We start from the raw sequence: 6,120 nt of genomic DNA, 5'->3' as shown, positions 1-6,120 counted from the left end.
GCGCCCGCCCCCCCCCCCCCCCCCCCCGCCTGCTCGTCGGTCGAGGTCCCGGCCGAACGGCCGACCGTCCAGCCGGGTGGCCGGCTGGTCAGGAACTGGAGCCGTCGGCGCAGAGCCGTCGGTAGGCCACCTCGAACGCGGCGCCGGCCTGGTTGATCCGGACGAACGCGTTGCACTGCAGCGGCTGGGTGGCGTTGGTGCCGAGGTTCACCGGTTCGATCAGGCCACCGGCGTCGTAGTTGGTCACCTTCCGCAGCCCGCTGATGAAGGCCTCGCGGGTGGGGCAGTCACCGGCGATCTCGAGCCCGCGCAGGAACAGGTCGGTGTACAGGTAGGCGTACATCGCGAACTGCTGCTCGGGAACGACGGTCTCGGGCGCGAAGCGGGTCATGGCGTCGCGGTAGCGCTGGACGGGGGCGTCACCCATCTCGAACGGCTTGAAGTTCACCCCGAACGAGACCCCGGCGAGGGACGGCCCGAGCTGGTGCAGGACGTTGCGGTCGTACCCGGTGAGCGAGAGGCTGCTGACGATCCGCACGTTGGCGGCGCGGGCGGCCCCCAGCACGTCGGCGAGGTCCTCGGGAGTCGAGAAGCCGATCAACGCGTCGGCGCCCATGCCGGACAGCTGCTGCGCCACCTGGGCCGGGCTGTCGGTGCTCCGCGCGAAGGAGATGGTGTCGCCCGTCGCGAGCCCGACCCTGCCGAAGGCGGCCTTGTACCGCTCGATCGTCTGCAGCGTGAAGGCCCCCGATCCGGTGATCAGGAAGGCGACCTTCTTCGCGCCGCTGAGCTGGAGGTATCGCCCGGCGGTCTCGGGCGCGACCTCGTACATGAACGAGAAGAGGTTCGGGTAGTTGGCCCAGGCCGGCTGGATGAGGCCCGAGACGGGGATCTTCTGCGCTGCGAGGCTGTCCACCGAGCCGCTGAGGAACGCCGTGGCCGTCACCAGTCCGAAGACCGAGCGGTCGCGGACGAGCTCCGTCGTGGCACGGGCGTCCTCCGTCGCGGACGAGCCGTCGTCGCGCCACTCGTAGGCGATGCGGCGGCCGTGTACCCCGCCCTCCTGGTTGGCCAGCCCGATCCGGGCGTCGAGACCGGCGCGGGCCGAGGAGAGCGCGCTGCTCCCGGTGCCCGAGTCGGAGTACACGAAGCCGATCTTCACCTGGTCGGGCGTCACTCCGGGGCTGTTGCAGGCGGCCGGCGAATCGCCACCGCCGCCCGTGCTCGAGCACCCGGTCACGGCGACAGCGAGGGCCGCGACCGCCGCCACGCTGAGCCGTCTTGTCAATCCGCCTAAGCGCACCAGTAACCCCACAGAAGATAAACAGCGACTTGACGGGGAGGCGCGTGGCGGTCCGCCTCCGGCCCGCGCCCAGGTTCGGCGCTCCCCGTCCAAACCTTCATCGTTTATGAATCGTCTGGATGTTAGCAGGGCGGAGATAGCGGCAGTCGCGGCGGGTCCGCCATGCCGCGCGATGCTCGGGCCGCCTTGCGCCAAATCACGGAAGGGGCCGGAAGTACCCTCCAGAAACGGATCTGGTAAGGCGCCGGATTCATGATTTCCGTCACTGCAGGACGGCGTTCTCTCGATTCCTTCCGGGGCGCCCGGGCCATGGTGGCCGTCGGGGATGAATCGGATCGGGCCGAATGTGATGGATTCGGCCGATGGTGTTGGCCGCGGGCGTGCTTCCGGGCGCCCCAGGTCGACTGGACGGCGGCCGGCCGGAGCGTGGATCCGGCGGAATCGGGTGGTTTAGCGGGAATCGTGCCGGCGGGCCGTGTCCGTGACGCCTGCCGGTCTGCCTGGACTGCCCGGCGCGGGCCGTGACGTGTGCTCGCGAAACGTACGCGGGTGAATTAGGGGTGCCAGGTGCGGCCGGCGGAAGGCGGTGGGCCGCCCGTGGGTTCGGCGGCGCGCCTCCCTTGGGTGAATGTCCGGCCTGGGAGCTGGGACGTCACCCCCTGTGGTGATTGGACGGTCGTGGGTGCGCGGCCTGCGTGGAACCGGCTCGGGAGCCGCCGGTCGACGGGCCCCACGGCTGCCCCGGGCCGCGGGCGGCGCGGCTCGTCGTACTTGCGCCAGGTGCTGGGATTTATGTAGTTAAGCGGCCGTAAATGTCCCATATGTGAGCGCGGGTGATGTGTGACCCTGCACACTTCGCGGCTGGCGGGTCGGTGCGCATCTCCTGCGGGTCATCAACGCTGCTGGACGGAACGCGTCCGAGCGGTGGCCGGCCCGATCCTGGTGTCGTCGCCGCAAAGGATCGCCTGACGGTGCGCTGAGCCGGTGTCGGTCTTTCTGTTCCTGGCGGGGCTGGAGCGCCTCTTTCGTCGGTGACGATCGGTTCTGGGTGCCCTTTTGTGGGACGGGCGTCGTCGGCGGATTTCGGGGTATCTGGAACCTGGTTTCATGGAAATATGAAAGCTTTAAGGCAACGGACTCCTTTCGTGGATGATGTTTTTGTGGCATGTTTGCGGGTCGACGTTCCCGCTCAAGAGAACGGGGTTTTTAGACTTTGTCCGCCGGAAGTAAATGGCCTGGGAAAGCGATCTGAGGCGGCGTGGCGCCCGTCCGGAGCGGCGCCGCTCGTGATCCCGGCGCCGGGTTTTTAAGCGGCGAAAATGATGATTTCTCTCGATTGTGGCTGCGGGCGCGGCAGGCCCGTGGTTGCGGTGCGTCCCGCGGCGGATGACCGGACCGCCGTGCCCGTTCCGGGGCGGGCACGGCGAGGGCGCCCGACACCGGGGCCGGTGGCCGTGGTCCGCGCCGTCGCCCGCGTGCGCGGACGCCAGTGCGCTCATCGGTGAGACATGTCTCGGTTCCCCGCAGGCGTTGACAGGGAGCGGGGTCTTGCCTCAACCGGCCCGGGGTCAGCCGGGGTCGGGGATCAGCAGTTGTTCGCCTGGAGCCGGAGGTCCACCGCCGCGGACGTGCCCTGACTGGTCCCGGGCGCCGGCGACTGTGTGACGACCGTGCCGAGGCTCGCCGCGCCCAGGCACTCGTACAGGTACGGGATGTTGGTGAACCCGAGCTGCCGCAGCGTGGTCGCGGCGTCGTCCAGCGACATCCCGCGGACGTCCGGCACGGTCGCGCAGTTCTGCGCCTGCAGGTAGAGGTGCACCGGGGCCGTGGGGGCCAGCCGGGCGCCGGCCGCCGGCTCCTGCCGGACCACGTTGCCCGTGTTCGCCGATCCGTAGCAGTCGTACAGGTACGGGATGTTGGAGAAGCCGGCCGCCTTCAGCGCGGAAGAGGCATCGGCGAGAACCATGTTCAGCACCCCCGGCACGGCCACAAGCCCATCACCGGGTGGCTGCTCGGTGACCGCTGATCCACCGGTCGGCTCGTCGCCCTGCCGGGGCGCCGGCTGCTCGCCGGTCGAGGCGGTCGAGGCGGTCGAGCCACCCGCGGCCGCTGACCCGGCCGCCGGTGATCCGGCGACCTGGACGGGAGCGGCCGGGGCCGGGCCCGCGGTCGTGCCCGGGCCGGTCGCCGCCGGCGCGGACCCGACCGGGGCGGCCGGGTCCGCCGGCGCGGTGGCCGATGCCGACGAGGCCACGGCCGGCGCGGACGTCCTGATGGCGGCCCGTACCTCGGCGAGTTCCTGGGCCGTGCCGGAACCGCCCCCGCCCCCGACGGCGTCGGCGAGCGCCCACGACCCGGCGGCGAGGACGACGGCGGTGGCGACGGCGGCAGCGGCCCAGGGCAGCCAGCGTGGCCGGGCCCGCCGCCCGGGCCGCCCGGTTTCCGGGGACGATCCGAGCAGGTCGTCGGCGGTCCCGGCGGTCCCGGCCGCGGCAGCCGCGGCAGCCGCGGTGGTCTCGACATACGCGGTGGTCGTGGCATGCGCGGTGGCCGGGTCGGGGGAGCGTGCCGGCACGGGGGAGAGATCGCCCGGCAGGGGAGACAACAGGGTCTCGTGCGAGTGGTCTCCCGCGGCGGGCTCCGCCGCATTCCCGGGCTGGCCTTCCAGGCGGACCCCGACCGGTGACAGGGACATCCCGGGCCGTGGTGAGATGACCGTGTCGCCGGGAGCGCCGGGAGCGCCGGGAGCGTCGGAAACACCGGGAGCGCCGGCGGGGTCGGCCTCGTGGGGTCCGGCGGGGGCGGTGTCGGGACGGCGGTCCGCGATCACGGCGCCTGGGCCGCCACCCGGGACGCTGATCATTGTCGCCTCGGGTGCGTCCAGGCCCGCCTCGGCGAGGTTCGCTTCACCGAGGGCCGCGTCGGTGCCCGCCAGCGCCGCCGTCAGCTCGGCGCGGGCGTGGCCGGCCGTGGCCGGGCGATCGCCGGGGGACTTCGCGAGCAGGCGGGCTATGACGGCCCACAGCGTTCCGGGCAGGGCCTCGAGGGGAGCGGGCGTCTGTTCCAGATGCGCCCGCAGCATGGCGATCGGATGTTCGGCGTTGAACGGCGGCCGGCCGGCCAGCAGCTCGTAGACGACGATCCCGATGCTGTAGAGGTCGGCGGCCGGCGTGGCCCGGGTCCCCTCGGACAACTCCGGGGCCATGTACCTCGGCGTCCCGATCAGCCCGGTGAGCCGGGTCATCGACGGGCCGTGGGCGATCCGCGCGATCCCGAAGTCGGTCAGCATCGCCCGCGGGTGCTCGGGGTCCGTGGTGTCGATCAGGATGTTGTCCGGCTTGATGTCCCGGTGGACCACACCCGTCCGGTGCACGGCGGCGAGCGCGTCCAGCACCTGGCTGACGAGGAGCACGGCCTCCCGCGGCGCCAGCACCTCTCGCGCGCGCAGGTACTTGCGCAGGTCGACACCGTCGACCAGGTCCATCACGATCGCGAGAGTGCCGCCCTCGACGACGAGGTCCCGGACCTTGACCAGGTGCGGGTGGTCGAAGCCCAGCAGGAGCTCACGTTCCCGCAGGAACCGCTCGACGACGTCGCTGTCGTCCGCGAGCTCGGCGCGAAGGATCTTGGCCGCCACCGGCGTGGCGTCAGCCTCGCGCTCGCCCCGCCACACCTCGCCCATGGCGCCGCGACCGAGTGGTGCATGCAGAACGTACTGCGAACCGAGTCGGCGCATCGCCGGCGTACCCCCCCGCCGTAAGCCATGTGGCGGAGAGTGAGTCTAATCCGCCCAGGTCAGCGGATCAGCCGCTCCGGATCAGGTGGCCGGGAAGGTCGAGGCGAGCCAACGGCGCCAGCCCTGCTCGTCGCGTTCGGCGACGGCGACTGCCGCGGATGGAGCGCCCGTAGCGCCCGGAGCGGGCGGGGTGGATGAGGGGGACGGGGTGGGCATGGGCACTCCTCGGGTGAGGTGCTCCCGCCTTTGCCGATGGGGGCGCGCCATCCGTGGTGCGTTCGCCATGATGTCGCCATGACGGTGGAGACGGTCAGCCTGCGCCTCGGCCGCGGCGGGAACGAGAACCGGGGCTGCGCGGACGCCCCTGGCGGCACCGTTCCGGTGAGCGTCGCGGCGCCCGCTTCGGCAGTGTCGCCGCGTGGCGGGGTCATCGTCATCCCCGACGCACGCGGAATCACGAACTATGTGCTCTCGGTGTGCGAGCAGCTGTGCGCCGAAGGCTGGCTCGCGCTGACGCCGCACCTCTACCACCGGGACGGCCTGACCGAGGTGCCGGTGGCCGAGGGTTCGTCGAAGATGCTGACGCTGACCGCGGCCGGCATCGCCGCCGACGTGGACGCCTGCCTGGAACACCTGGCCACGGTGGGGCTCCCGCCGTCCCGGGCCGCGATCATCGGGTTCTGCATGGGCGGCACGGCGGCGTTCCTCACCTCCGTGCGGCACCGCCTCGGCGCCGCGGTCTCCTTCTACGGCGGCGCGGTCAGCACCCCGTACTGGACGGGCGCCCCGCCGCTGCTGGACGTCGCGGACCAGCTGCGCACGCCGTGGCTGGGGCTGTACGGGGAGAACGACACCTGGGTCACGCCGGACGAGATCCGGTCGCTGCGCGCCGCTGCCGCACGGGCGCCGGTGCCGACCGAGCTGATCAGCTATCCAGGCGCCCAGCACGCCTTCCACACACCCGAGCGGCCCTCCACCCACAACCCGGTGGCCGCCCGCGACGCATGGGCCCGGATGCTCCGCTGGCTGGAAACCCACGTAGCCACAACCTGAGCCACGCCGCCGGCGCCCTGCCGGGGGT

4 protein-coding genes are annotated in these 6,120 nt (G+C 72.1%); 1 reads left to right on the top strand and 3 read right to left on the bottom strand.

Annotated features, from left to right (window positions below; genetic code table 11):
* Positions 1-88 precede the first annotated feature (88 nt).
* The 3 genes from AC559T_RS12740 to AC559T_RS12730 form a co-directional block, all read right to left on the bottom strand.
* Positions 89-1,303, bottom strand: a complete 1,215-nt coding sequence (locus AC559T_RS12740) for an ABC transporter substrate-binding protein (RefSeq protein ID WP_112107007.1) — start codon at positions 1,301-1,303, stop codon at positions 89-91.
* Between the two features lie 1,585 nt (positions 1,304-2,888).
* Complete coding sequence (locus AC559T_RS12735; RefSeq protein WP_498868832.1) at positions 2,889-5,039, bottom strand: serine/threonine-protein kinase; 2,151 nt, start codon at positions 5,037-5,039, stop codon at positions 2,889-2,891.
* Positions 5,040-5,120: 81 nt separating this feature from the next.
* Positions 5,121-5,255 (bottom strand): hypothetical protein, encoded by a 135-nt coding sequence (locus tag AC559T_RS12730; protein WP_498868831.1) that lies wholly within the window; start codon positions 5,253-5,255, stop codon positions 5,121-5,123.
* Positions 5,256-5,333: 78 nt separating this feature from the next.
* Between AC559T_RS12730 and AC559T_RS12725 the strand changes: the two genes are divergently transcribed.
* Positions 5,334-6,092 carry a dienelactone hydrolase family protein gene (locus tag AC559T_RS12725; RefSeq protein ID WP_498868830.1) on the top strand — a complete coding sequence of 253 codons (759 nt, stop codon included), beginning with the start codon at positions 5,334-5,336 and terminating at the stop codon, positions 6,090-6,092.
* Positions 6,093-6,120: the final 28 nt, after the last annotated feature.

Source organism: Frankia sp. Hr75.2 (assembly GCF_949319125.1).
GTDB classification, from domain to species: Bacteria; Actinomycetota; Actinomycetes; order Frankiales; family Frankiaceae; genus Parafrankia; species Parafrankia soli.
The sequence above is the reverse complement of the archived record's forward strand: the minus strand, read 5'-3'. Positions and strand labels throughout refer to the sequence as shown.